The organism is Exiguobacterium sp. UBA6282, from assembly GCF_002440475.1.
Classification (GTDB): Bacteria; Bacillota; Bacilli; order Exiguobacteriales; family Exiguobacteriaceae; genus Exiguobacterium_A.
In genome coordinates this window covers 52,878-74,824 of record NZ_DJUM01000014.1, presented here as the reverse complement: position 1 = coordinate 74,824, position 21,947 = coordinate 52,878, and the positions used below count along the sequence as shown (strand labels likewise).

The window sequence follows — 21,947 nt, the reverse complement described above, 5'->3', positions numbered from 1 at the left end:
AAGGAGGAAACGCGATGAACCCTTATACTACGTATCAGACAAACTCGGTAACGACGGCGTTACCTCAAGATTTAACATTGATGTTATATGAGGGTTTGATCAAATTCTCGATGCTCGCAAAACGAGCTATCGAACAGAAGATGATTGAACAAAAAAATACGAATATCCAAAAAGCGCAAGCCATTATTAGTGAGTTACAATTGACGCTCAATCAATCAATTGCCTTGTCAAAAGACTTGAACAGTCTGTATGACTACATGCAGACACGGCTGATTGATGCGAACGTCAAAAACGATCTCGTTGCGATTGACGAAGTGATTGGCTTTGCGGAAGAATTCCGCGAGACGTGGAAAGAAGCGATGAAACTCGCACGGCAACGATGAGTCCGCTCGATCCGCTTCGCCTAAAGACGAAACGACTGATTGAACTGCTTGATCAAACGCCAAATGAGGAGACGTATGACGAGTGGATTGAGAAGATTCAAGGTCTGCTGAACGAACGAGAAGCGTTCATCGCGGCACACTCGAATTTGCTTGTTGGTGCCAACCAAGCCGTCATCCAGGAACTTGTCGCTGATAGTCGGAAAATCGACTTGAAATTATCAGCAGAAACGGCTAAATTAGGGGTACAAATCAGTCAGTTGCGTCAGACGCAAACGAGTCGTAAATCGTACGTTGATCCGTACGAGGAAGTCGATCATAGTTTTTCACCGTATTTTGATTCTCGTCAGTAACTTTCTTGTGTGAGGGAGGAATCTTTCGTGACCAAGCGGGAAGAAAAAAAACGTCCTGTACCACGTCCGTATTTCCAATCGGATGGCTCGTACGATCAATTCATTGAACCGGACGTCGAATCGGAATCATGGGAAGAGTTCGAACGCCCTGTCTCCGATGCACCAGATGCCTATGAAGAAGAAAAATATCGTCGTGAGTCGTAAGCTCATGACAAAAAAATGCCCTGTCCATTTGTTTGGACGGGGCATTTTTGTTCATTTGAAGCGGTACGCGTTCTTCTCTTCCTGTTTAACTGTATACATCGCTTCATCGGCGCGAATCAATAATAGACTCGTCGTTCGACCATCCTCCGGGTAACGAGCGATGCCAATCGACGGTGTGACCTGCATCGCGGTCGAGTCAAAGAAAAACGGATCGTTTAAGCGAAGGAGGACGTTCTCGGCGTAGGTAATCGTCTCCGCGCGACTGCGAGCAGTGAAAAAAATCCTTGTTGCGTCTACTGACGAACAAGGATCAGTCCTGCTCTTGCACCCATTCCCAGTGGGTCCGTGCGTCTTTTTTGATTTTATCGGTCGCTGTCTTACTTTGGAACAAACGACTGTACCAGAGGCGAGCCGTATCTTTCTCTTTCGTCACAGCATATAGGTCGGCGATCCTCAATAACAGGACGTCTTCCGGAAGCCCGCTCTCTTTGACGGACGTGTAGTTGTCGTATAGAGGTACGTATTTTTCAATCGCTCGACTCGCCCAAAGTTGTTCTTCGTTCTGTTGACCGGTCAAGCGATGCAACCAGGATAGACGAACGCCGAGCATTGCTTGGATGGCTGGCTTTTGCTCCGTCACTTGAGCCGTGTACAGACAAAGCTTATAGAGCTGAATTGCCTGCTCGATCGTCCGCTCTGTGCCAGCGAACGGTAAGACGGGAAGCGTCGGCAGGATATGATCTTTTAAGGTCGCTCGAACGTCCGGCGACAACTTTCCAAACGACTCATGGAAGAAGAACCGACAATGGCTACACTGAACCGGTTCATAAAGATAGACGTTGACGCCTTGATGGCGGATGAAGCCATCAAAGTCGGTCGAGGCGACACGGATATGTCGCGACAGGACACGTTTCGTCTCCGTCGTTTTCAAGCAGTAGGGGCAGGTGCATTTTTTAAGATATAAGTCTGGCATGTAGGGGAACTCCTCTAATCTAAATTATACGAAGACGTTGACGAGCATTCCCTTGATCTCGCCAACTTGGTCGAGGATATCGAGCCGGCGCGATTCGCCAGAGATGACCGTATCCGTCAACTGAAGGAGCTTCGCATCGACTTGCTCGACGACTTTATAGATCTTCGTCCGACCACGGCGGTTGAAGCCGCGCTTCTCTTCGAGTTGTTGTGATTGGTCGAGGGCGTCTTTTAAGAAGTCCTTGATCTTTTCTTTGTAGCTTTCGAGGTGCTCAATTGTCTGACTTTCAGCGAGCAGTTGCCCGTGTTCTTCGACGAGCGCGAGCTTTTGTTGCAAGCGCTCATAGCCTTTGTGGTCGCGTTTCTCCTGCATCAAGGCAGAGAATGTCGTCGACGCTTCGACTTCACGCGGACCGCCTTTTAAGGACTGGAGTCGTTGCGTTTCTTGGATGCGGCGGATATCCATCGGGTCTGCCTCCTTAGTTGAGTAGTTGTAAGACACCTTGCGGCAAGGCGTTCGCTTGAGCGATCATCGCCATCCCCGATTGGTTGAGGATATTATATTTCGCATATTCCATCATCTCACGTGCCATATCGGTGTCGCGAATCCGTGATTCCGACGCCGTCAAGTTCTCGACGCTGACGCTGAGGACGGAAGACGTCGCTTCGAACCGGTTCTGGATCGCCCCGAGTTGTGCCCGTTGCTGAGAGATCGTATCAATTGCTTTTGTATAATGGCTGATCGCATCATTCGCGTCCGTTGCCGTCATGACGCTAAGGGCATATTCGGGTGCGTCACCGCTCGAAAAATCAAGCGGACGAATCGAGGAATCGGTTTGTGTCGTTGAACTGACGCCGATCGCAAGAGCTTGCATGTCGTTAATCGTGATCGAGATCCCTTCGTTTGCTCCGGCATTCGTTTGGATGAACAGCGCACTGTCGGCATCGTTGAACTTGCCACTCAACAATTCTTTGCCGTTGAACTGGGTCGTCTTCGCGATCCGCGAGACTTCGTTCGTCAGCTGGTTGATCTCTTCTTGAATCGCTGTCCGGTCTTCGGTCGCGAGTGTTCCGTTCCCAGCTTGGACGGCGAGTTCGCGCATCCGTTGCAAGAGGTTGTGTGTCTCACTCAAACCACCTTCAGCCGTTTGAATCATCGAGACCCCATCGAGGACGTTCTGTTCTGCTTTATCGAGTGCTTTCAAACGATTACGCATCTTCTCCGAGATCGCGAGACCAGCTGCATCATCCGCACCCCGATTGATTTTTTGACCGCTCGATAGTTTATCCATCGTCGTCTTGACGTTCGTCTGATTGATGCTGAGATTGCGATAAGCCTTTAAGGCTTGAACGTTGCTCGTGATTCTCATTCGTATTCCATCCCTTCGTATCGTTGATGATGTGCGGCGCGCACGAGTGGTCGATCGACGGTCTGTGCCGCTTGCCAAGTGACGCGTAAGTCTTCCGCCAGTTCGAGTAGTTCGTCTAAGACACGCGGCGTCTTATAAACCTGTAACGTTTGCTCAGCAAGATAGTGGTAGAGGGCATCCAGTTGTGCCGTGATGATACCACCGTCGTCATGTAACCCCGCCTGCAATTTGTCGAGTAACTGATAGGCTTTTTGTAAGCGTTCGTTGACCTCGTCAAAGCGATTCGTATCACGTGCGAGAATGGCGCGATCGTATTGAAGGACGAGTCCCGTCAACATCACTTCCGTCAGCTGTTGCGGGGTCATCGCGTAGAGTTCTTGTTCTGTCATATCTGCCGTCCTTTCGCGTTGTCGAGTTCTTCGATTAGTAAAAGCAGTTCTGCCATCACGTCGTAAAGTTGCGGTGGGATTGCTGTCCCGAGGTCGAGATCAAGCAAGTGACCGAGCAGGGACGTATCGTGTTCGATCGCGACCCCGTTCGCCCGTGCTTCTTGTAGGATTCGCTCGGCGGCTTGACCGCTAGCTCTAGCGACGACGACTGGTGCTTGACCGGATGCTTCATCGTAGCGGAGGACAGCAGCAGTCTTGCGTCCGGTTAAGTCGATTTTCTGATACATATCGGTCTCTCCTTTTAGATACGGTAGTCGTAGCCACGTGGTGTCTCGTCTTGTTTGACGGTTTCTGTGATTTGCTCACGCGTGAATGGACGGAACTGGATTCGGACGTCTTGGTAACCGGTTGCTTGCAGAGCGTCCGTCGTCCGGTCGAGGAACGGGGTCGCCAGTTGCTCAAGGACCGGAAAATCGTTTTCGATCGTGATCTGCATCTTGCGATTGACGGTCTCGACCCGGACACCGATCTCCCCGAGGCGTGGCGTATTGAGCTGGACGTACAACGTGTTGTTTTCCCAGTCGATCACTTCGTCCGGCCGTTTGTTTTGTAAGTGGACGTGGAGTCCTGCCGTCGCTTCAATAAGTTGGACCGGTAAGGCGAGTAAAATCTGGTTCAACTGTTGCTGACTGTCCGGTTTATTAACTTGCTGTTGTGCTGCAAGGAATGTTTGCAATTTGGCAGCTTCCGGATTTGCTGCCAGCGTACTCAGTTTCAGTTCCGCCGTCTGGAGCTGAAGCGTCTTTTGGACGGTCTCCTGCAAAAGACGTGGACTGTTCTGTTGCGGCTCATATGGAACGGTTTTTGTTGCGGGCTGCGCTTGTAAAGACGGTGCTTGTGGTGGAAGTCCCTGCATCTCTGGTAAGTAGGTCGGACGGACATTTGCTGGCGCATAGCGGAACGCTTCAAACGTAACTCGGACTTCCTGTAAAACGGCTTTTGCTTCCGTACCGCGTCCGAGTAACGCTAGTTCCGCACCCCGTTCAAGTTTCGATAAGAAATGGATCAGCTGTTTTTCATCCTTCATCGAGGTATGTAATAAGGCGTCCGTTTGCTGGAAGACTTGTTTTAAGCGTTGCGCCGTACTCTCGATGACGGCGACCATCTGGACCGGACGTGTCTCGACGAGCGGTTCGATTTGCCGGAGTTGGGAGACGATCGTTCGCTGTTGGCTCTTGAAATCATTCGTGATCTCAGCAAGCCGTGGCGTCACTTCGCGGACGAGCGTCAAGGCAGAGCGGACCGGTGCCGGTTGCCCTGTTACTGGTTCCGATTGACTTGCCCGTGCCGTCAGACCGATCAATTGCTCACGAACGCTCGTCTTCGGCTCGAGTGGCGCTTGCGGGAAGTAGGGCGCCAGTTGTTTACGGACCGTCTCGATCTCGCCTTGTTCGAGCGTTGCGACGAGTGCCGGGCGTTTCTCTGCTGGTATGTGTTCAATGTATTGCCGGATATGTAGGGGTGACGCTGTCTCGATATCGCGTTGCGTCGGTAGCGTCGCACGGGCGACATCAAGGGCGACGGCTTTTTCGAACGTCGGTTGCTCCGTTAAGGCGTCGCGCTCCGGCAGGACATCTGGATAGTCTTCCGTCGTCGCAAGGAGACTTGCGATCAAGACGTCGGCGTCAACGGGCAGTGCTGTATCCGGTCGCGACACGAGTTCGAGTGCTAAGTCCTTGTACGTTCCTTGCAGTGCCGTCACGAGCTGGGCGACGATTTCCGGTGTCTGCGGCAATTGACCGCTTGCGAGTAACTTCGCGACGGCTTGCTTCAGTTCAGCTTGTACACCTTCTAGTAACGCGGGATCGACGTTTGACGGAACAGACAGGACAGGTGGCGTTTCCGCATCTGGTGTCGCTGGTGTTAGTTGTTCAATCAGGTAACCTTCTGCTGTCTGTCCTTTGACCTTGAACTGGAAATCACCTGTCGGAACGTCGCCTGTGAAGGTCATCTCGATCTTATCCCGACCGACCTGGACGAGAGCCGTATGCGGACCAGTCTGCTCAAGGACCGTTCCTTTATAGGCCTTTGTGTCCAAAAGCGGCGTCTGACCAGGGGATTGCGCCGGACGTGCCGGGTTCAATTGGATGTTCATCGAGAAGCCTCCTTGTTTTTTAAAACTGTCATCTCATTATATATCGGCAGAAACCAAAAAGGATTGAGCGAATTCATCGCCCAACCCTGATTTTTTTACGGTTACTCTTTAAGATTTGATTGCATTAAAGCGTTCCTCTAATGTCATCGCGTTCAATTGTTGATAACGAGCCATCAGCTCGCCAGTTGCTTTCATTTGGTTGCGGACGATGTAAGGAGAGGCGTTTACGGGAAGGATCATGCCATTACGAGTCTTGAGCTTCGTCTGTCCGTCTTCCTCGATGACTTCAGACATGTGGCTCCAAGCATACCACTCGCAATCATCACGTTTCGGTGATTTCGTTGGGAAAAACACGAGGCCAAGTGTCGGTTCAATGACGACTGGGACTTTTCCTTTTACAGATGCGACACGTTTTGCTGTCACGATGCGTTCCTCAATGGAACTGTTGTATTGCCTGCAGGAAAGCTGCAGTAGTTGATACGGTCGAAGCGGGGTCATGATGGTCGAGCCATCCTCGAGTACGATGATGGATTGCTTCATCATATCGTAGCACGGGAGAATCGCCACCGTCCGTTTCGTGATTCGATACTTTTCGTCATTATGGAATGGTCGCATTCGACTACATCCTCCTTAAGATAGGACAATGGATAAAATAGGTAATTACTAACGATATAATACAATAATACAACTGTAATGACAATGTAATTTTTTAAAATATAGAGCAATAAGTAGGGAATATTATTCATTTTTTAGATTGAATTCAAAGTAATCAGAATTTTTAATTGTCAATAATTCCTTCTTTTGATAGACTAAGCCGTAGAGAGCTAGCTCTCGAACTCTGGTTTGCGAAGGGAACGTGAATTCGAATGGAACAAGGTAAAGTAAAATGGTTCAATGCTGAAAAGGGTTATGGATTCATCGAAACGTCTGACGCGAAAGACGTATTCGTACACTTCTCAGCGATTCAAGTCGATGGTTACAAATCACTTGAAGAAGGCGAAGAAGTGGAATTTGAAATCGTTGAAGGCGATCGTGGTCCACAAGCTGCGAACGTTTCAAAGATCTAATCCAATAGCAGCCGCCACCGTTTTTAGGCTATTCGCCTAAAAGCGGTTTTTGTTTTGAGTTCGAATAAAACGGGTATATACGTTAACATCAACATGCTTCAATATTATCGTACGCTAAGAACAGGAGTGAACGTTCATGAGAATGTCATTGTTCTCATGGTCTTCCTTCACTTATCGTGCTATAATAAAAACGAACCAAAGAATTTCGAATATTCAGAAGGAAACGACTGGAGCATCTCGAATTCATAGGTTCAACCGGTTACTTAAGGAGGAGTTTACATGATCTACAACATTCGCGGTGAAAACTTGGACGTCACAGATGCTCTCAAGGATTACGTCGAGAAAAAGCTTGAAAAGTTAACTCGTTATTTTACAACTCCTACGGAAGCGCAAACGGCTTATGTCAATCTCAAAGTCAACAATGAGAAGCAAAAAGTCGAAGTGACGATTCCAATGCCAAACCTCTTGCTCCGTGCTGAGGATGTCAATGGCGATATGTATGCAGCAATCGACCTCGTCGTCGATAAGCTCGAACGTCAGATCCGGAAACACAAAACGAAATTGAACCGGAGAGGGCGCGCTAAAGAAGGCGGCATCGGAGAGTACTTCAAAACGCTCGAAGGACCGGAAGCGGAAGCGCCAGTCTATGAAGAGGACGAGGCAGAACTCGAACTCGTTCGGACGAAGCGTTTCACACTCAAACCAATGGACACGGAAGAAGCGATTCTTCAGATGGACATGCTCGGACACGCATTCTTCGTCTTCTCAGACGCAGAAACGGGCAACACGAACGTCGTCTACCGTCGTAAGGATGGTCGTTACGGTTTGATTGAACCAGAATAATGAATGCAACAGGGACTCGCTCTTACGGGCGAGTCCCTTTTTGATATGATGGAAAACTATTTCTAAACAAGGTACGTTTGCTTTACGACAAAAGACCGAGACCGCTGCTCGGTCCGCTTGTTGAAATTTGACGTCGTATTCGGTACACTGAATAAAGGAAAAATCTCGGAATTCTGTTCGTTCAAAGAATCGTTCGAAGTAAGGGGACTGTAAGGCATGGCTAATTTTCTAAAAGAATTATTTGCACCAACGAAACGTGTCCTGAAGAAAGCCGAAAAAGCAGCAGACGCTGTGGAAGCGCTCGAGACACAAATCGGTGCGTTATCGGATCAAGAACTGGAAGGAAAAGTCGTTGAATTCCGTGAGCGTCTCGCTAACGGAGAAGACTTAGATGATATTTTACCGGAAGCCTTCGCAGTCTGTCGCGAAGTGTCAACACGCGTTCTCGGCATGCGCCACTACCGCGTTCAGTTGATTGGTGGATATGTCCTGCACAATGGGGATATCGCTGAAATGAAGACCGGGGAAGGTAAGACGCTCGTCGCAACACTCCCTGTCTATTTGAATGCTCTCGCAGGCAACGGCGTACACGTCGTTACCGTCAACGAATATCTCGCAAAACGTGACCGTGACATCATGGAGCCGCTTTATGCGGCACTTGGTCTCTCGGTCGGCTTGAATCTCTCAAGCATGTCGCGTCAAGAAAAACAAGCAGCATACAGCTGTGACATCACGTACGGAACGAACAACGAGTTCGGTTTCGATTACTTGCGTGACAACATGGTCCTCTATAAAGAAGACCGCGTTCAACGTCCACTCAGTTATGCCGTCGTCGATGAAGTCGACTCGATTCTCGTCGATGAAGCGCGGACTCCGCTCATCATCTCAGGATCGGCCGAAAAATCGACAGCGCTCTATTCGCAAGCCGATGCATTCGCGAAAATCATGAAGGCAGATGAAGACTACACGGTCGACATCAAGACGAAGAGTGTCCTGTTGACGGAGCAAGGAATCGACCGTGCTGAAAAATACTTCGGCATTGATAACTTGTTTGGTCTCGAACACGTCGCGCTCAACCATCACTTAAGCCTCGCGCTGCGGGCGAACGCCGTCATGCATCGCGACGTCGACTATATGGTTCGTGAAGACGAAGTCATGATCATCGACCAATTCACGGGTCGTGTCATGGAAGGTCGTCGTTATTCGGAAGGTCTGCACCAAGCGATCGAAGCGAAGGAAGGCGTCGAGATTCAACGCGAATCCATGACCCTTGCGACGATCACGTACCAAAACTTCTTCCGGATGTATACGAAGCTTGCCGGAATGACCGGTACAGCGAAGACGGAGGAAGAAGAGTTCCGTAACATCTACAATATGCACGTCGTACCGGTTCCGACGAACAAACCGGTCGTCCGAAATGATATGCCGGACTTGATCTTCAAGACGATGAACGGGAAGTTTGCTGCTGTCGCAGACGAAATCGAACGTGCCCACCGTGAAGGACAACCAGTCCTCGTCGGTACGGTTGCCGTCGAGACGTCGGAGTTGCTGAGTAACATCCTCAAAAAACGTGGCATCCGTCACGAAGTCTTGAACGCGAAGAACCATGCACGTGAAGCGGAAATCATCGAGAACGCGGGTCAAGCGAACTCGGTCACGATCGCAACAAACATGGCCGGTCGTGGTACTGACATCAAGCTCGGTCAAGGTGTCTTAGAAAAAGGTGGTCTTTACATCCTTGGGACAGAACGTCACGAATCACGCCGTATCGATAACCAGCTCCGTGGTCGTGCTGGTCGTCAAGGGGATCCAGGTGCATCACAATTCTATCTCTCACTTGAAGATGAATTGATGCGTCGCTTTGGTTCTGATTCGCTGCAGTCGATGATGGACCGTCTCGGAATGGATGATTCGCAACCGATCGAGAGTCGGATGGTGTCTCGTGCCGTTGAATCGGCTCAAAAACGCGTCGAAGGAAATAACTTTGATGCGCGGAAACAAGTCCTCGGCTACGATAACGTCATGGCGGATCAACGGAAAGTCATGTACGCGGACCGGGCAGCGATTCTCGACGCTGGTTCCGTGTCAGATATCGTCCGTCCGATGATCGAGCAGACGATCGAAGCAGGCGTCCATCAGTACACGCCGGTCGAGTTCGTACCGGAAGAATGGAGCATCGGTGCACTTGCGGAGTGGGCGAACCAGACGCTTGCAATCGAAGAGAAAGTCACGGAAAGCGACCTCTTCGGAAAAGAACGCGAAGAGATCATCGAGTTGCTCAAAGAGCGCACGTTCGCGCACTACGAACACAAGCGCTCAGAAGTCCCAGCGGAAGCATTCGATGAGTTCGAAAAAGTCATCGTCCTGCGTGCCGTCGACCAACACTGGATGAACCACATCGATCAGATGGATCAACTCCGTGAAGGGATTCACCTCCGGGCATACGGTCAAAACGACCCGCTCCGTGAATACCAATCAGAAGGTTCGATGATGTTTGATGCGATGAACGCTGCGATCGCAGAAGAAGTGACACAATTCGTCCTTCGTGCGGATCTCGACCCGAACCTCAAACGCGAAAAAGTCGTCCAAGACGAAGTCGCGGTTTCTGGTAAGGAAGACAAAGCGGTCAAGAAAAAACCGGTCCGGAAAAATCCAAACGACCAAATCGGACGCAATGATCCGTGCTGGTGTGGATCCGGTAAGAAATATAAGAACTGTCACGGCCGTCAGGCGTAAGTGATGAATCGACTGAAAGAGAGGCAGGAGATTCCTGCCTCTTTTCACGGAAAGAGAAGGTGGATTACATGGAATTAGCAGAAATTCGCAACACCGCCGAGTGGATGGAAAAGAAACTCGACGAATATAAGGCATCACTCGACCTTGAGTCGAAGATTGCTCGGATTGAAGAACTCGAAAACGAGATGACGTACCCGGACTTCTGGAACAACCAGGAATCGGCACAAAAAGTCATCGATGAGTCGAACGGCTTAAAAGCGATGGTCGACAAGTATAAAGAACTCGAAGCAGGTCACGAGAACGTCGCCTTGACGTATGAATTGATCAAGGAAGAACCGGATGTGGATCTTCAAGAAGAGCTCGAGTCAGAACTCGGCGATCTCAAGAAGAAGTTCGAAGACTTCGAATTACAAATCCTCTTGAACGGGGAATATGACGCAAACAACGCGATTCTCGAGTTACACCCAGGTGCGGGTGGTACTGAGTCACAAGACTGGGCATCAATGCTTCTCCGGATGTACCAACGTTTCTGCGATAAGCAGGGCTGGAAAGTCGAAACGATGGACTACCAACCAGGTGATGAAGCAGGTGTCAAATCGGTCACGCTTCGTATTCAAGGGCACAATGCCTATGGATACTTAAAAGCCGAAAAAGGGATCCATCGTCTCGTCCGGATCTCACCGTTTGACTCGTCAGGCCGTCGTCATACATCATTCGTCTCGTGTGACGTCATGCCGGAATTCAATGATGACATCGATATCGAAGTCCGCACGGAAGACTTGCGGATCGATACGTATCGTGCTTCTGGTGCCGGTGGTCAGCACATCAATACGACGGACTCAGCTGTCCGGATCACCCACGTTCCGACAGGCGTCGTCGTCTCTTGTCAACAAGAACGGTCGCAGATCAAAAACCGTGAAGCGGCGATGAAGATGTTGAAAGCGAAACTTTACCAACGCGAAATCGAAGAGCAACAAAAGAAACTCGACGAAATCCGTGGTGAAAAATCGGATATCGCGTGGGGTAGCCAAATCCGTTCGTATGTCTTCCACCCATACAGCATGGTCAAGGATCACCGGACGAACTATGAAGTCGGGAACACGCAAGGGGCAATGGATGGTGACATCATGGGCTTCATCGATGCGTACCTCCGTCTCATGAATATGTAAGACAACCAACCAGTCGGACGATGTTCGACTGGTTTTTTGACCGTCAAAGGGGGAAACGTGATGAAGAAGCAAAGTCGGGTCAACAAACAGGCGTGGGATTACCGAGCATATGAATTTTGGGAGAAACGCGATGGAATGGTGAGAACATTCCGTCCGAGTTCACGCTCCTCGCAACCAAACCATTTGAAGGGAGCAATAACTAATGATCATCCGTAAAGAAGGCTTTAAGGACGCAACGGGAATCCGGCTCGTCCATGAAGCGGCATTCGAACAACCAAACGAAGCGAATCTCGTTGATGCGTTACGCGAGGAGGAAGCCGCGCAACCAGTCTTCGGTCGCGTCGCCGTGACTGATAAAGGAGAAATCGTTGGTCATGTCCTCTTGAGCCGGATCCATATCGATGACATCCCGTCGCTTGCCTTAGCGCCGGTCGGTGTCCTGCCCGCTTGGCAGCGAAAGGGTATCGGCTCTGAATTGATCCGTCAAGTGATCGAGGATGCGCGTGACGCCGGGGAATCACACATCGTCGTCCTCGGTCACGACAGCTATTATCCACAGTTCGGCTTTGAACGGGCGATTGACTACGGTATCAAGCCGCCGTTCCCCGTTCCGCCGGAGGTCTTTCTCGTTCTTGCACTCGAACGGAATGGATTACGTGGCGTTAGCGGTATCGTTCGCTACAGTCCACCCTTTAGTGCGGTATAAAGGGAACACTGTGAGTTGTTCCGCCTGTCTAGTCGTTGTCTGACTTTTCCGCTAAAATGAAACACGAGAATCAATTGATAAGGGGAAATGGAATGTCATGACATCGACACGTCAGGAAGTCGTGCGCGATTATGCGTATTTGTTAATAGGGTCCTTGTTCGTCGCAAGTGCCTTTAGTTTATTTTTAGCACCGAACCAACTCGCCTCGGGAGGGGTCAGTGGCTTATCGATCGTCTTGAACGATTTGTTCGGGATCTCGCCAGGATTGTTCCAACTCGTCGCGAACGTCGTTTTGCTTGCGATCGGTTGGATGATCCTCGGGATGGGCTTTGGTGTCAAATCACTCGTCGGGTCGATCTTCTTACCGGTCGTCATTCTCGTATATGAGCGGTTCGATGTTCCGGCTGCGACAATGAATCCGATGCTTGCTGCAATCTTCGGTGGTGCCGGGGTCGGGATTGGACTCGGTCTGATCTTCCGGGGGCGAGCGTCGACCGGAGGAATGGATTTGATTGCGCAAATCCTGCATCGTTTCACGAAATTGCCACTTCATCTGTGTATCGCCTTGCTTGACGGAACAATCGTCATCAGTGCGGCGACGATCTTCTCGCTTGAGATTGGGCTGTATGCACTCGTCGCTTTGTTCATTACGATCAAGATGATCGACGTCGTCCAGCTTGGGATCACGAACGACAAGCTCGCTTATATCATCTCTGATCAACGGGAAGCGTTAGTGAAGGAAATCTTCGAGACACTCGATCGCGGGGCGACGGAAATCGAGGCGGCAGGTGCGTTCACACGGACACGCAAACCGATGCTAATGGTCGTCGTTCGTCAAGGGGAAATCACGACGCTCAAAGAAATCGTCAAACACATCGATCCATCGGCATTCCTCGTCGTCAGTGAAGCCCATGAGGTGCTCGGACTCGGGTTTACAGACGATAAACGCTACCGTAATGTGCCGTAATCGTTCTTAAAACGTGAAGTTTTTGTGAAATCACGCTTAACTCCTCCGGATAACGGTTATACTCTAACTAGGTCAGTAGCGTTTATGTAGATACTTACAAGAGGGGGATATCCGGATGAAGCTGAAAAACTTGTTACTCGCGTTAGGCTTAGGAACGACACTTGCGCTCGCGGCATGTGGTGGTAGTGACGATTCGAGTTCTGATGATTCATCGTCAGGCACGAAGGATGAGTCAACGATGAACGATGATTCGTCGAAGACACAATCCGGTGTAGATGCTGAGAAAATCTTCGCCAACAACTGTGCAACGTGTCATGGTAAAAACCTTGAAGGAAACGTCGGACCGAACTTGACGAAGGTTGGCTCGAAATATTCTTCAGAAGAGATTCAAAAAATCATCAAGAACGGGAAAGGGCAAATGCCTGCTGGTATCCTGAAAGATGATAAAGAAATCATGGCTGTTGCCGACTGGCTCGCTGCTAAAAAATGATTATGGGATATGATGGGGTACGAGATGACACACACGACATGTGTTCGTCATTCGTGCCTCTTTTTTATGGTATAATCGCCTGAAATGACATTTGATTGTAATGTGCGTTCAATTTTGTCCCTGTTATAATGGTGGTCGGTAGGTTTTTGGACCTATTCATTCAGCATCAGTAAATAAGTAAGGATGTGAAGTACGTGATCAAGATGCAACGAATCAGTAAGATTTATCCGAACGGCGTCACGGCACTCCGTGAGGTCGATTTGACGATCAATCAAGGCGAATTCGTCTATATCGTCGGTCCGTCGGGTGCGGGTAAATCAACATTCATGAAAATGATGTACCGCGAAGAGAAACCCACGAGCGGTTCATTTTTATTTAAAGGAATCGAAGTCGGTAAACTGAAGAACCGTCAAATCCCCGAACTTCGTCGCCAAATCGGCGTCATCTTCCAAGATTTCAAACTACTCCCGTCATTGACGGTTTATGAAAATGTCGCCTTTGCGCTAGAAGTCGTAGGAGAAGACAAAGCGCAAATCCGGAAGAAGGTCCTCGAGGTCCTCGATCTCGTGAAGCTCAAGCATAAAGAGCGCAACTATCCGGACGAATTATCTGGGGGCGAACAACAACGGATCTCGATCGCGAGAGCCATCGTCAATCGTCCGTCACTCGTCATCGCAGATGAGCCGACTGGAAACCTGGACCCGGATACGGCATGGGAGATCATGGAAGTATTCGAAGAAATCTATCGCCGTGGGACAACGGTCGTAATGGCGACACACAACCGAGACATCGTTAACAAGATGCGTCATCGTGTCTTAGCGATCGACGGAGGAAAAATCGTCCGAGACGAAGAGAAAGGAATGTACGGCTATGAAGTTTAATGGATTCCGTCATTTACGGGAAGGGGCAAAAGGTCTCGTCCGGAACGGCTGGATGACATTCGCTTCTGTCAGTGCCGTTACCGTCACGTTACTTCTCGTAGGAATATTCGCGATGCTCATGTTCAACGTCAACAAGATTTCCGATAACGTCGAAAAAGACGTCGAAATCCAAGTGTTCGTCGAACGAGAAGCTGACCAGTCGAAGATCGATGCAGTCGGTGAAGCACTCAAGCAGATGCCGGGTGTCGACTCCGTTCGTTACAGTTCGAAAGAAGAAGAACTGGACCGCTTCAAGGAGCAACTTGGCGAAGGTTCCCAAGCCTACCAGTCGGTTGAAAAGGATAATCCGCTTCATGACCGGTACATCGTCAAAGCTACCTCACCAAAAGAGACAGAAACACTTGCAAATTCCGTCAAAAAAATGGAAAATGTAGATAGTGTCGAATACGGTAAGGACTATGTTAAAAAGATGTTTAGCTTCCTTGAAGGAGTTCGGATCGGTGGAATCATCCTGATCGTCGGATTGACGTTCATGGCGATGTTCCTCATTTCGAACACGATTAAAGTCACGATCTTCTCCCGTCGCCGGGAAATCGAGATCATGCGCCTCGTCGGAGCGAAAAACGGATTCATCCGTGCACCGTTCTTCGTCGAAGGATTATTGATGGGCATATTAGGTGCCATCATCCCGATCGTCGTCGTCTACTTCGGTTACGAAGTCTCCTACAATGCGATCCAACCCCAACTTTCTACCGTGAATGCGGGAATATTCTCGTTGATTCCACCAGGTGAATTGTCGGCACAAGTCGTCTTAATCCTGCTCGGACTCGGTGCATTCATCGGTGTATGGGGATCAACGACATCACTCGGTCGTTTCTTGAAGATTTAAATCAGTTACTCAAAAATAAAATAGAGGAGAGATGCTTCTCATGAAAGTCCGATTCTATTCCGCCGTCCTGAGCTTAGCTTTGATTGGAACTAGTGTGTCCGTTGATGCCACGTCGAAAGAAGATTTGCTGAAGGAACAACAGGAGGTCGAAAGCCGTCTGAAAGAGACGGAACGATCACAGAATCAGACATCAGAGAAGTTGATCTTGACGAAACAGGAGCGTAAGGAAGCCCGTGCGCAACTGAATGAAGTCAACAGCCGTTTGGATGATTTAGCGCTTAAGATAGCCGATCAACAAGCGGCTGTTGCTGCATCTAAAGAACAATTGCGTCTGACGGAAGCAGCGATTTCCGAGACGCTCAAGGAACTGCACCAGCAAGAAGAGTTGCTTGGAAGCCGATTGCGTGCCGTCCAACAAAAAGGAGACGTCAAATACATCGAGGTCTTGCTCGACGCAAAAGACTTTGGTGATTTGATTTCGCGCTTCAGTACGGTCAGTGAGATCATCAAACAAGATGATCATGTCTTACAAGCTTACAAGGGGAACGTCAAACAACTGAGCGAACAACGGTCGGAACAAGCACTATTGCTTGAAAGCATGAAACGGGAACAACGGAAGTTGCTCGTGCTCCAGACACGAATCATTGCGGAATCTGAACTCAAGCGAAAGCTTGTCGTCCAGTTGAACACGAAGGTCAAGGAACTGCAACAAGAGCAGTTCTCTAAAGCCGAGGAAGCAGAAATTCTCGCGGATCAGCGCCGTCTGATTCAAAACGAATTGATCGCCCTGCAAGAAGCCGAACGGAAAGCAAAAGAAGAAGCGAAACGGAAAGCGGAAGAAGCGGCGCGGGCAGCAGAAGCAAAACGTCAAGCGGAAGCGGCAGAAGCGGCACGTGCAGCAGAGGCAAAAAAGAAAAAATCCGATGCTCCAAGTGCGGAACCGACCATTCCTGAAGTCGAGTCACCGACTGCAACGCCGGAGCAACCGGCAGATGCCGTGACGAGTCGTCCGTTCCATTTACCGGTTCAAGGATATGTCTCGTCGCCGTTCGGTCCCCGAAACAATCCGTTGACAGGGAAGCCGGAGATTCATAAAGGCATTGATCTCGTAAATGCAAAAGGAACACCGATTCATGCGGCGGCAGGTGGTATCGTTCTACGTGCCGGTAGTGCAACAGGTTATGGGAACGTCGTCATGGTGACGCATTTGATTGATGGACAGGTCTACACGACCGTCTATGCACATCTCGATTCGATCAGCGTCTCCGCCGGTCAAACAGTCATGCCGGGTAAGACGGTCGGCACATTAGGTTCAACGGGCTGGTCGACAGGTCCGCATCTGCATTTCGAATTGCATAAGGGAGAGTGGGCAGTCGGACAACCGAATGCAGTTGACCCAGCACCGTACATCTTTTGACATCCCACAGAATACTGAAAAGATAGGGTAACCTATCTTTTTTTGCTATACTGAAAAAAATAATGCGTTTTTAATGGAAGTGGGGAATCAAGCGTGAAAAAATCTACAACAGCAGTGATTGCGGTCAGTACCTTCGGGCTTGGTTTAGGGGCAGGTGCCGTCGGTATGTTAGCGGCTGGCGGAACGGATTCTGTCTCGACGTCATCGTCGTCGGCGAATGCGACTGGTGATTGGAAAAAAATCGACCAGGTCCGGCAGATGATCGAACAAAATTATCTAAAAGACGTGACAGATAAAGAGTTACTCGATGGTGCGTTATCTGGCATGACAGAAGTGCTTAACGATCCATATTCCGTTTATATGGATGAGTCGGAAACGACCTCGTTCAACACGAATCTGTCGTCTTCGTTCGAAGGGATCGGTGCGACGCTTGAACAAAAAGGTGAGTCGATCGTCATCGTCTCGCCAATCAAAGGATCACCTGCTGAAAAAGCCGGTATCAAACCAGGCGACGTCATCCTAGAAATCGATGGTAAGTCGACAAAAGGGCAAAAGACGGATCAAGCCGTTAAAAAAATTCGTGGTGAAAAAGGAACGAATGTCGTTCTGACGATTCAGCGTAGCGGACAAGACGCGATGGAGATCACGATTAAACGCGATACGATTCCAATCGAGACGGTCTATACGTCAACGGAGAATGTCAACGGCAAGAAGATCGGTGTCTTACAAGTAACACAGTTCTCGGAACCGACAGCAGAAGAGTTCGAGAAGGGGTTGACGAAACTCGAGAGTCAGAACATTGATGGACTCGTCATCGATGTACGCGGAAATCCGGGTGGTCTTTTGACGGCTGTCTCGAAAATGATCGCTCCGTTCATTCCGAAAGACGTGCCGATTTATCAAGTCGAGAACAATAAAGGGGAGCGGCAGCAGGAATTCGGGAAGGCAGACGAGAAGAAACCATATAACATCGTCGTCTTAGAAGACGGCGGATCGGCCTCAGCGTCCGAGATCCTTGCAGCCGGACTGAAGGAAGGAGCTGGCGCCGAAGTCGTCGGTACGAAGTCGTTCGGGAAAGGTATCGTCCAAAGTGCGTATGATTTGAAGGACGGTAGCGACCTGAAGTTAACGACGAACAAATGGCTGACACCAGACGGGAACTGGATCCACAAAAAAGGGGTCAAGCCGACGGTCGAAGTCAAACAACCGGCGTACTTCAACGTCACGAAAATTTTGACGGATCAAAAGTCACTCGCTGTCGGCGATTACGGAAAATCAGTCGAGAATGCCCACCTCGTCCTCGAAGCGATCGGGTACGAGCCAAAAGGACAGGACGGCTATTTTGGTGACACGATGAAACAAGCTGTCGAGGCTTTGCAAAAGGATGCGAAACTTGACGTCACTGGAAAAATCGATCAGCAGACAGCGGGTGAGATGGAGACGCGTCTCCTGAAGAAACTCCAGGACGATAAGAATGACGTCCAGCGGAAAAAAGCACTCGAGGTCGCTGCTCAATAATAAGGAATGGAAAGAGGTCTGAATGCGCGTGGAATTACTCGATGAAATTGGTTGGACCGCGATTAGTCTCATCGCCAGTCCGACCTTGTGGTTAGCACTCCTTGTCAGTTGGGTCATCGGCATCCGGCGTGTCAAACGGGAACGCGGACTGTTTCGCTCCCGGACACACGGTAAACGAAGCGATGTCCTCGAAACACTTTTACCAGGCCTACTCGTCGGTCTCGTCTTGTCCGTCGTCAGCGGATGGCTCGGATTGACAGTGACACCGCAGTACGCTCTACTGTTGCTTGGACTTTCGAGCGTCCTGCTGTTGATTGGTGTCGTTCGTTTGAACCTGCCACTCTGGCCGATCGTCTTGCTTGGACTGACCGGCTGGTTCGTGATGGATTCACGTCTTGACTCGATCCGAGCGGTCGAGCCGAAGATGGTTTTATTACTTGCAACGTTGACGCTCGTCGCGGAATGTCTCCTCGTCTGGTGGCGCGGGCAGCGGCGTCTGTCACCGTCACTCGTCGTTTCGAAGCGTGGTCGCTTCATCGGTGGGCTGTCAGCGAATAAACTTTGGCTATTGCCTTTGCTCGTCTTTGTTCCGGGCGACGTGCTTGAAGCCTGGTGGCCACGTTACAGCTTCCCGGAACTCGTTCCGGTCGTTCTCTGGTTACCGATCGGTTTCAGTTTCCTCTTTACAGGTAAGCTGCCGAAAGAATTGATGCGTCCGCTCGTTCAAGGACGTTTGATCACGAGTCTTGTTGCAGTTTTATTGACGGTTCTTGCGTACGTGACTGGTCAAGCTGAATGGCTCTACGGAATCGTCTTGTTGCTCGTCCTGCACATTTTGTTGCACCAGCGGGTCAAACGCTTGAACCGGGCGCAAACGCCGTTGTTCCTCAATGGAACGCGTGGTGCCGTTATCCTTGGAACACTTCCCGATAAACCGGCTGCTGAGATGGGCTTGATTCCAGGTGAAGCGATCTATAAGGTCAACGGTGAAAAGGTCGACTCGGAAGCATCGTTCTATGAAGCCATCCAAAAACACAAACCGTATCTGCGTCTTGAAGTCATGAACCATAACGGAGACATCCGTTTTGCGCAACGTGCCTTTTATGAACAAGATCATCATGAGCTCGGTATCCTCTTCGTCAACGAACCGGTCCACGGTCGGACGAAGGTACGCTCTTTGCATTAAACTAGTACATCCCTGTCACGGAACAGCCGTGACAGGGATTTTTTGTCGGCAGAAAAATCGAAGATCAGCACTTGAAGTAAAAAGAAACTTTTGCATTTTCGAAAAAAAGGGTAACTTCCTAAAAGGAGCACTTCATAATCGAATGTTTGTTCGTAAAGTGATACAATAGAAATAGATTTTTTAACGTGATGAGGGGGAAGCAAACGATGGATTTTGAACTCGTTTCACCATTTGAACCAGGCGGTGATCAGCCAACGGCAATCGAAAAATTGGTGACTGGGCTAAAACAAGGCGAACGACATCAGACGTTGCTTGGGGCGACCGGTACCGGGAAGACGTTCACGGTCTCGAACGTCATCAAGGAAATCAAGAAACCGACGCTCGTCCTTGCCCATAACAAAACACTAGCGGGACAACTCTACTCGGAGTTCAAAGAATTCTTCCCAAACAATGCGGTCGAATACTTCGTTAGTTTTTATGATTATTACCAACCGGAAGCGTATGTCCCATCGACGGATACGTTCATTGAGAAAGACTCTTCGATCAACGATGAGATCGATAAGTTGCGTCACTCGGCGACGTCCGCCTTGTTCGAACGAGAGGACGTCTTGATCGTCGCGTCCGTTTCGTGTATCTATGGTCTCGGTAACCCGGAAGAGTACAACAACCACGTCTTGTCACTGCGTGTCGGCAATGAGATGGGGCGAAACGAGATGCTCCGTCGTCTGATCGACATTCAGTATGAGCGTAACGACATCGACTTCCAGCGCGGACGGTTCCGCGTCCGCGGAGACGTCGTCGAAATCTTCCCGGCGTCACGCGACGAACAGTGTGTCCGGGTCGAGTTCTTCGGTGACGAGATTGAACGGATCCGTGACATGGATCCGCTGACAGGTGAGATCGTCGCGGACCGCGAGCACATCTCGATCTTCCCGGCGTCCCACTTCGTGACGGGAGATACCCGTCTACAGAAAGCGATCGCGAACATCGAGAAGGAACTTGAAGTGCAGCTTGCGAAGTTACGTGAAGACAATCAGTTGCTCGAAGCGCAACGGCTTGAACAACGGACGAACTACGACCTCGAGATGATGCGTGAGATGGGTTATTGTTCCGGAATCGAGAACTACTCGCGTCACTTGAACTTGATGCCGGAAGGGGCAACACCGTATACATTGCTCGATTACTTCCCGAAGGACTTTTTACTCGTTGCCGATGAGTCACACGTCACATTGCCACAAATTCGCGGGATGTATAACGGGGACCAGGCACGGAAACAAGTCCTCGTCGATCACGGTTTCCGTCTTCCGTCAGCAAAAGACAACCGTCCGTTACGGTTCGAGGAGTTCGAGGAAAAAGTCAGTCAGGCGATCTATATCTCGGCGACACCAGGACCGTATGAACTCGAACATTCGAAAGAGATGGTCGAGCAAATCATCCGTCCGACCGGTCTCGTTGATCCAACGATCGAGATTCATCCGATCACAGGACAAATCGATTACTTGATGGATAACATCCGTGACCGGGTCGCGAAGAACGAACGCGTTCTCGTGACGACACTGACGAAGAAGATGGCAGAAGATTTGACCGATTACTTGAAAGAGAATGGCGTCAAGGTCAACTACATGCACTCGGAGATCAAGACGCTGGAACGGATTGAAATCATACGTGACTTGCGGCTCGGAAAATACGATGTCCTTGTCGGGATCAACTTGTTACGAGAAGGACTCGATATTCCGGAAGTCTCACTCGTGACGATTCTTGATGCTGATAAGGAAGGGTTCCTCCGGTCGGACCGTTCGCTGATTCAAACGATTGGTCGGGCGGCTCGGAACTCGGAAGGACACGTCATCTTGTTTGCTGATAAAGTCACCGATTCGATGCAACGGGCGATCGATGAGACGGAACGTCGTCGCGCGATCCAGATGGCGTTCAACGAAGAACATGGCATCACGCCGCAGACGATCAAAAAAGACGTGCGTGGTGTTATCAGTACGACGATCGAGAGCGACGATACCGTCGAAAAACTCGAGAAGTTCAACAAACTTAAAAAACCGGAGCGCGAAACGTTGCTTGAACAGCTCGACCAAGAGATGCGTCAAGCGGCGAAGGACATGCAGTTCGAACGAGCTGCCGAGCTCCGCGATCTCATATTAGAATTGAAAGCAGGTGCCTAAGTTGGGAGAAAAGAAGAATCAGATTATCATCAAAGGCGCTCGCGTCAATAATCTACAAAACATCGATGTCGAAATCCCCCG

Annotated in this window: 24 protein-coding genes; 16 read left to right on the top strand and 8 right to left on the bottom strand. The window is 49.9% G+C overall.

The annotated features are described in order from the left end of the window. The first annotated feature begins 14 nt into the window (after window positions 1-14). The 3 genes from fliS (B2751_RS04105) to B2751_RS04095 are packed head-to-tail and all read left to right on the top strand — an operon-like array spanning window position 15 to window position 937. Complete coding sequence (gene fliS / locus B2751_RS04105) at window positions 15-383, top strand: flagellar export chaperone FliS (RefSeq protein ID WP_029342510.1); 369 nt, start codon at window positions 15-17, stop codon at window positions 381-383. Next, on the top strand, window positions 347-733 hold the full coding sequence (locus tag B2751_RS04100) for a hypothetical protein (RefSeq protein ID WP_290773025.1): 387 nt from the start codon (window positions 347-349) through the stop codon (window positions 731-733). The genes fliS (B2751_RS04105) and B2751_RS04100 overlap by 37 nt, the downstream gene beginning before the upstream one ends. Before the next feature lie 27 nt (window positions 734-760). Continuing rightward, a complete protein-coding gene (locus B2751_RS04095) occupies window positions 761-937 on the top strand; it encodes a hypothetical protein (RefSeq protein ID WP_290752425.1) in 177 nt (58 codons plus the stop codon). A 51-nt stretch (window positions 938-988) separates the two neighbouring features. Here B2751_RS04095 and B2751_RS04090 read toward each other — a convergent pair whose 3' ends face one another. The 8 genes from B2751_RS04090 to B2751_RS04055 form a co-directional block, all read right to left on the bottom strand. Continuing rightward, window positions 989-1,186 (bottom strand): diguanylate cyclase domain-containing protein, encoded by a 198-nt coding sequence (locus B2751_RS04090; protein ID WP_290773115.1) that lies wholly within the window; start codon window positions 1,184-1,186, stop codon window positions 989-991. 61 nt (window positions 1,187-1,247) lie between these two features. Beyond that, the gene (locus B2751_RS04085) at window positions 1,248-1,910 is read right to left on the bottom strand and encodes a DUF2225 domain-containing protein (protein WP_290773023.1); all 663 of its coding nucleotides are present in this window, start codon (window positions 1,908-1,910) and stop codon (window positions 1,248-1,250) included. A gap of 24 nt (window positions 1,911-1,934) precedes the next feature. Continuing rightward, window positions 1,935-2,375, bottom strand: coding sequence for a YaaR family protein (locus tag B2751_RS04080; protein ID WP_058705025.1), 441 nt, complete (start codon window positions 2,373-2,375; stop codon window positions 1,935-1,937). A 13-nt stretch (window positions 2,376-2,388) separates the two neighbouring features. Beyond that, window positions 2,389-3,279 carry a flagellin gene (locus B2751_RS04075; protein WP_290773020.1) on the bottom strand — a complete coding sequence of 297 codons (891 nt, stop codon included), beginning with the start codon at window positions 3,277-3,279 and terminating at the stop codon, window positions 2,389-2,391. Beyond that, on the bottom strand, window positions 3,276-3,668 hold the full coding sequence (gene fliS / locus B2751_RS04070) for a flagellar export chaperone FliS (RefSeq protein WP_290752416.1): 393 nt from the start codon (window positions 3,666-3,668) through the stop codon (window positions 3,276-3,278). Before fliS (B2751_RS04070) ends, B2751_RS04075 begins: the two co-directional genes overlap by 4 nt. Further along, on the bottom strand, window positions 3,665-3,955 hold the full coding sequence (locus B2751_RS04065) for an EscU/YscU/HrcU family type III secretion system export apparatus switch protein (RefSeq protein ID WP_290757450.1): 291 nt from the start codon (window positions 3,953-3,955) through the stop codon (window positions 3,665-3,667). The genes fliS (B2751_RS04070) and B2751_RS04065 overlap by 4 nt, the downstream gene beginning before the upstream one ends. Window positions 3,956-3,969: 14 nt before the next feature. Further along, window positions 3,970-5,823, bottom strand: a complete 1,854-nt coding sequence (locus B2751_RS04060; protein WP_290773017.1) for a hypothetical protein — start codon at window positions 5,821-5,823, stop codon at window positions 3,970-3,972. 108 nt (window positions 5,824-5,931) lie between these two features. After that, on the bottom strand, window positions 5,932-6,438 hold the full coding sequence (locus tag B2751_RS04055) for a competence protein ComK (RefSeq protein WP_029342501.1): 507 nt from the start codon (window positions 6,436-6,438) through the stop codon (window positions 5,932-5,934). 251 nt (window positions 6,439-6,689) lie between these two features. On the opposite strand from B2751_RS04055, the gene B2751_RS04050 reads away from it, so the two are divergent. The 13 genes from B2751_RS04050 to uvrB all read left to right on the top strand — a co-directional run bounded on the left by B2751_RS04050 (window position 6,690) and on the right by uvrB (window position 21,866). Then, window positions 6,690-6,890, top strand: coding sequence for a cold shock domain-containing protein (locus tag B2751_RS04050; protein ID WP_023469248.1), 201 nt, complete (start codon window positions 6,690-6,692; stop codon window positions 6,888-6,890). 279 nt (window positions 6,891-7,169) lie between these two features. After that, a complete protein-coding gene (gene hpf / locus B2751_RS04045; RefSeq protein WP_035410035.1) occupies window positions 7,170-7,733 on the top strand; it encodes a ribosome hibernation-promoting factor, HPF/YfiA family in 564 nt (187 codons plus the stop codon). A 216-nt stretch (window positions 7,734-7,949) separates the two neighbouring features. After that, window positions 7,950-10,469, top strand: a complete 2,520-nt coding sequence (secA, locus tag B2751_RS04040; protein ID WP_035410032.1) for a preprotein translocase subunit SecA — start codon at window positions 7,950-7,952, stop codon at window positions 10,467-10,469. A gap of 68 nt (window positions 10,470-10,537) precedes the next feature. Next, window positions 10,538-11,638 (top strand): peptide chain release factor 2, encoded by a 1,101-nt coding sequence (gene prfB / locus B2751_RS04035; protein ID WP_035410029.1) that lies wholly within the window; start codon window positions 10,538-10,540, stop codon window positions 11,636-11,638. A 202-nt stretch (window positions 11,639-11,840) separates the two neighbouring features. Then, a complete protein-coding gene (locus B2751_RS04030; protein ID WP_290752400.1) occupies window positions 11,841-12,344 on the top strand; it encodes a GNAT family N-acetyltransferase in 504 nt (167 codons plus the stop codon). A 97-nt stretch (window positions 12,345-12,441) separates the two neighbouring features. After that, entirely contained in the window at window positions 12,442-13,311 is an 870-nt protein-coding gene (locus B2751_RS04025) for a YitT family protein (protein ID WP_023469242.1), read from the top strand. A gap of 115 nt (window positions 13,312-13,426) precedes the next feature. Continuing rightward, a complete protein-coding gene (cccB, locus tag B2751_RS04020; RefSeq protein WP_056062994.1) occupies window positions 13,427-13,801 on the top strand; it encodes a cytochrome c551 in 375 nt (124 codons plus the stop codon). 194 nt (window positions 13,802-13,995) lie between these two features. Beyond that, window positions 13,996-14,682 carry a cell division ATP-binding protein FtsE gene (gene ftsE, locus B2751_RS04015; RefSeq protein ID WP_035410018.1) on the top strand — a complete coding sequence of 229 codons (687 nt, stop codon included), beginning with the start codon at window positions 13,996-13,998 and terminating at the stop codon, window positions 14,680-14,682. Further along, window positions 14,672-15,571: a permease-like cell division protein FtsX gene (ftsX, locus tag B2751_RS04010; protein ID WP_035410014.1), complete on the top strand. Its 900-nt coding sequence runs from the start codon at window positions 14,672-14,674 to the stop codon at window positions 15,569-15,571. Before ftsE ends, ftsX begins: the two co-directional genes overlap by 11 nt. A gap of 40 nt (window positions 15,572-15,611) precedes the next feature. Beyond that, window positions 15,612-16,988, top strand: coding sequence for a M23 family metallopeptidase (locus tag B2751_RS04005; protein WP_290773010.1), 1,377 nt, complete (start codon window positions 15,612-15,614; stop codon window positions 16,986-16,988). A 93-nt stretch (window positions 16,989-17,081) separates the two neighbouring features. After that, window positions 17,082-18,506, top strand: a complete 1,425-nt coding sequence (locus B2751_RS04000) for a S41 family peptidase (protein ID WP_290773007.1) — start codon at window positions 17,082-17,084, stop codon at window positions 18,504-18,506. A gap of 22 nt (window positions 18,507-18,528) precedes the next feature. Then, the gene (locus B2751_RS03995; protein WP_056062982.1) at window positions 18,529-19,692 is read left to right on the top strand and encodes a PDZ domain-containing protein; all 1,164 of its coding nucleotides are present in this window, start codon (window positions 18,529-18,531) and stop codon (window positions 19,690-19,692) included. A 206-nt stretch (window positions 19,693-19,898) separates the two neighbouring features. Further along, window positions 19,899-21,866, top strand: coding sequence for an excinuclease ABC subunit UvrB (uvrB, locus tag B2751_RS03990; RefSeq protein ID WP_023469235.1), 1,968 nt, complete (start codon window positions 19,899-19,901; stop codon window positions 21,864-21,866). The last annotated feature ends 81 nt before the right edge of the window (window positions 21,867-21,947 follow it).

What these genes read in the sequence shown, in the direction of transcription:
- B2751_RS03995 (WP_056062982.1), top strand. Translation starts at nt 18,529, where the DNA reads ATGCGCGTGGAATTACTCGATGAAATTGGTTGGACCGCGATTAGTCTC.
- B2751_RS04085 (WP_290773023.1), bottom strand. Translation starts at nt 1,910, where the DNA reads ATGCCAGACTTATATCTTAAAAAATGCACCTGCCCCTACTGCTTGAAA.
- uvrB (WP_023469235.1), top strand. Translation starts at nt 19,899, where the DNA reads ATGGATTTTGAACTCGTTTCACCATTTGAACCAGGCGGTGATCAGCCA.
- fliS (WP_029342510.1), top strand. Translation starts at nt 15, where the DNA reads ATGAACCCTTATACTACGTATCAGACAAACTCGGTAACGACGGCGTTA.
- B2751_RS04055 (WP_029342501.1), bottom strand. Translation starts at nt 6,438, where the DNA reads ATGCGACCATTCCATAATGACGAAAAGTATCGAATCACGAAACGGACG.
- B2751_RS04065 (WP_290757450.1), bottom strand. Translation starts at nt 3,955, where the DNA reads ATGTATCAGAAAATCGACTTAACCGGACGCAAGACTGCTGCTGTCCTC.
- B2751_RS04030 (WP_290752400.1), top strand. Translation starts at nt 11,841, where the DNA reads ATGATCATCCGTAAAGAAGGCTTTAAGGACGCAACGGGAATCCGGCTC.
- ftsX (WP_035410014.1), top strand. Translation starts at nt 14,672, where the DNA reads ATGAAGTTTAATGGATTCCGTCATTTACGGGAAGGGGCAAAAGGTCTC.
- secA (WP_035410032.1), top strand. Translation starts at nt 7,950, where the DNA reads ATGGCTAATTTTCTAAAAGAATTATTTGCACCAACGAAACGTGTCCTG.
- cccB (WP_056062994.1), top strand. Translation starts at nt 13,427, where the DNA reads ATGAAGCTGAAAAACTTGTTACTCGCGTTAGGCTTAGGAACGACACTT.
- hpf (WP_035410035.1), top strand. Translation starts at nt 7,170, where the DNA reads ATGATCTACAACATTCGCGGTGAAAACTTGGACGTCACAGATGCTCTC.
- B2751_RS04050 (WP_023469248.1), top strand. Translation starts at nt 6,690, where the DNA reads ATGGAACAAGGTAAAGTAAAATGGTTCAATGCTGAAAAGGGTTATGGA.
- B2751_RS04080 (WP_058705025.1), bottom strand. Translation starts at nt 2,375, where the DNA reads ATGGATATCCGCCGCATCCAAGAAACGCAACGACTCCAGTCCTTAAAA.
- B2751_RS04005 (WP_290773010.1), top strand. Translation starts at nt 15,612, where the DNA reads ATGAAAGTCCGATTCTATTCCGCCGTCCTGAGCTTAGCTTTGATTGGA.
- prfB (WP_035410029.1), top strand. Translation starts at nt 10,538, where the DNA reads ATGGAATTAGCAGAAATTCGCAACACCGCCGAGTGGATGGAAAAGAAA.
- B2751_RS04025 (WP_023469242.1), top strand. Translation starts at nt 12,442, where the DNA reads ATGACATCGACACGTCAGGAAGTCGTGCGCGATTATGCGTATTTGTTA.
- fliS (WP_290752416.1), bottom strand. Translation starts at nt 3,668, where the DNA reads ATGACAGAACAAGAACTCTACGCGATGACCCCGCAACAGCTGACGGAA.
- B2751_RS04060 (WP_290773017.1), bottom strand. Translation starts at nt 5,823, where the DNA reads ATGAACATCCAATTGAACCCGGCACGTCCGGCGCAATCCCCTGGTCAG.
- B2751_RS04075 (WP_290773020.1), bottom strand. Translation starts at nt 3,279, where the DNA reads ATGAGAATCACGAGCAACGTTCAAGCCTTAAAGGCTTATCGCAATCTC.